This is a genomic window from Idiomarina sp. UBA4206, from assembly GCF_002383015.1.
Lineage (GTDB): Bacteria > Pseudomonadota > Gammaproteobacteria > Enterobacterales > Alteromonadaceae > Idiomarina > Idiomarina abyssalis.
Genome location: NZ_DFTS01000037.1, coordinates 24,322 through 27,234 on the forward strand (window position 1 = coordinate 24,322; position 2,913 = coordinate 27,234).

Sequence of the window (2,913 nt, forward strand, 5' to 3'; positions counted from 1 at the left end):
CTACCACTAAGTCTCGTAAATTAAGGTCTGGCGATACCGCACCGCAACTGCCCACCCGAACCAGCCGCTCTACTCCGAAGTGCTGAAATAACTCCTGCGCGTAAAGCGTACAGGACGGCATACCCATGCCAGACCCCATAACGGAAACCGGCGTGCCACGAAATTGACCGGTGAATGCCAGCATATTTCGAGTGTCACTTATGAGTTCAGCGTTATCTAAATGCGTTTCAGCAATATGTTTTGCCCGCAAAGGATCGCCTGGAAACAAGCAAAGCTCTGCAAAATCGCCGGCCTTAGCCGAAATATGGGGAGTGGTCATAGAGTTCGCCCTGTTATTTTTTAATCAAGATAGATGACAAATCAGAAATTATCGACTATATTTCGTATTTATCTAAATTAGTAAGTTCGGAATTTATATGATCGATGTCATTATGAAATTGGCGACAGGTTACCGCAGAAGTGTCTTTTGGTTGTTGACGCTGATCACTATTGCCGTTGCTGCCTTCATCCCCTCTATTACCATTGATACCGATCCGGAGAACATGCTGCCGGACGATAACCCGCAGCGTGTTTTCCATAATGAGGTCAAAGAAACTTTTGCTATGCATGACATGATTGTCGTTGGCGTAGTGAATGAGAACACCGTCTACAACCAAAAGACTTTAACCGACCTGCATACCATGTCGAATTATGCGGAGTCACTGAACGGAGTTATCAGTGACGATCTGATGTCACTGGCTAATGTCGACAATATTACTCAAAAAGAGCCCGGCACCATTCGTTTTGAATGGATGATGAAGCAACCTCCGGAAAATGACGCCGAAGCTCGCTACATTCAGCAGCAAGTTGAAGACCTGCCACTGCTTTATAACACCATTGTCTCTGGCGATAACAAAGCCGCCGCTATTTATGTGCCTATTGAAAGTAAAGACGAGAGCTATGCGCTGGCGGAGCAACTGCGTGACAAAATCAGTACCCTAGAGAGTGGCGACGACTGGCACATTACCGGCTTGCCGGTGGCTGAAGACCAGTTCGGCTTTGAAATGTTTGTGCAAATGGGGATTTCCGCGCCATTAGCAGCCGCTGTTATTTTCGCGTTGCTTTGGGTCTTTTTCCGCAATATGCGCTTTATAAGTGCCGCCATGATAGTCGCGATGTAGACCGTGCTGATTACCATGGGTGCTCTTATTGCTCTGGGCTTCACTGTACACATTATGTCATCAATGATAGCCATTTTCCTGATGCCCATTGCCGTGGTCGACTCAGTGCATATTATGTCGGAGTTTTCGGATCGATACCGTGAAAAAAGTAACGCAAAAGACACGATTAAGAACGTCCTTGGGCACTTATTCAGACCAATGTTGTTCACATCTGTCACCTCAGCGATTGGTTTTTATTCATTAATGCTGACACCTATTCCTCCGGTGCAGGTATTTGGTGCTTTTGTTGGTTCCGGTATTTTACTGGCCTTCTTAATTACCGTGATTTTCGTACCGGCCTATATCTGTGCGTTGAAGCCATCAACGTTAGAAGGCTTTGCTAAAGCCACTCATGAAGAACACAAGGATGGCTGGCTTCAAAAGCTGGGCGCTGTCGCTGCTCGCCACGCTAAACTATGGATAGCCTTTTTCCTGGCAGTTTTGGCTTTTGCCTGGTTCGGTATTCAGCAAATAAACATTAACGACAACCCGGTGCGTTGGTTTAAACCTGACCACGAGGTTCGTATTGCTGACGAAGTATTAAACGACCACTTTGCCGGGACGTACAACGCGTATGTAGTATTTGAAAATACCCTAGATGCGACCGAAAAAGCTCGCTCAGCGGTTCGTGACGCCCTGAATAACGACGCGCTGTCTGAAGAATCGCGGGATGCTTTAAGCGCTCTGCTTGAGCAACAGCAAGTGAACTTTAACCAGTGGATTATCGCTATTGATGATCTGCTCTTCAGCGTCGGTTCTGACCAATTAGAGCCGTTAGAGCGATTAATGACTGAGCTCGAACAGCTGAATAGCGCCAGCAAAGCGTTCCAAAGCCCGGAATTACTGGCTTACATGAGCGAGATGCAAGCGTACTTGCAAACGACAGGCTTGGTGGGCAAGTCAAGCAGTCTGTCCGACGTGGTGAAGACGGTGAACCGCGAATTACGCTCGGGCGAAGAAAGAGACTACGAGCTGCCGGACAATGCCGCCGGTGTTGCGCAAACCCTGTTGCAGTATCAGTCGTCGCACCGTCCGCAAGACCTCTGGCACTTTGTTACGCCGGACTACAAACGCAGCTTAATGTGGTTGCAGTTAACCAGCGGTGACAACCAGCACGTAACCCAGGTCGTCAACACCGTTGACAGCTACATTGAAGACAACCCACTGCCTGCTAATATTGAAATGGACTGGGCCGGTAAAGCTTACCTTAACGTGGTGTGGCAGGAAGCCATGGTCGAAGGCATGCTCGACAGCCTAATCAGCGCCTTTGTGGTGGTGTTTATTATGATGGTGCTACTGTTCCGCTCGGTAGTCTTCGGGGTACTGGCGATGTTACCGCTCAGCCTGACCATTGCCTTTATTTATGGCCTTATCGGCTGGGTCGGTAAAGACTACGATATGCCTATTGCCGTGCTGTCATCGCTGACGCTACGGCTGTCAGTGGACTTTGCCATTCACTTTATTGAACGTACGCGCGCTACCTTCAAACAAACCGGTAACTGGAAAGACACTTTAGCGGTTATGTTTGACGAACCTGCGCGTGCCATTTCCCGCAATGCCATTGTCATTGCCATTGGTTTTACGCCACTGCTGTTCGCGCCGTTAGTGCCCTACATTACCGTAGGTGTGTTCTTAGCCAGCATTATGGCGATATCGGCCATAGTGACACTTATTATGCTCCCGGCGGTGATGACTGCCTTTAGCCGCCTTATAT

Annotated in this window: 2 protein-coding genes and 1 pseudogene; 2 read left to right on the top strand and 1 reads right to left on the bottom strand. The window is 48.5% G+C overall.

Features of this window, described 5'->3' with window-relative positions:
• Positions 1-319 (bottom strand): annotated as a pseudogene (gene deoD, locus B3180_RS07620) (purine-nucleoside phosphorylase); the annotation flags it as partial.
• A gap of 97 nt (positions 320-416) precedes the next feature.
• Between deoD and B3180_RS07625 the strand changes: the two are divergent.
• Positions 417-1,160 (top strand): hypothetical protein, encoded by a 744-nt coding sequence (locus B3180_RS07625; RefSeq protein ID WP_286843849.1) that lies wholly within the window; start codon positions 417-419, stop codon positions 1,158-1,160.
• 3 nt (positions 1,161-1,163) lie between these two features.
• The coding region (locus B3180_RS07630) for an efflux RND transporter permease subunit (RefSeq protein WP_286843851.1) at positions 1,164-2,913 on the top strand (1,750 nt) is incomplete at its 3' end.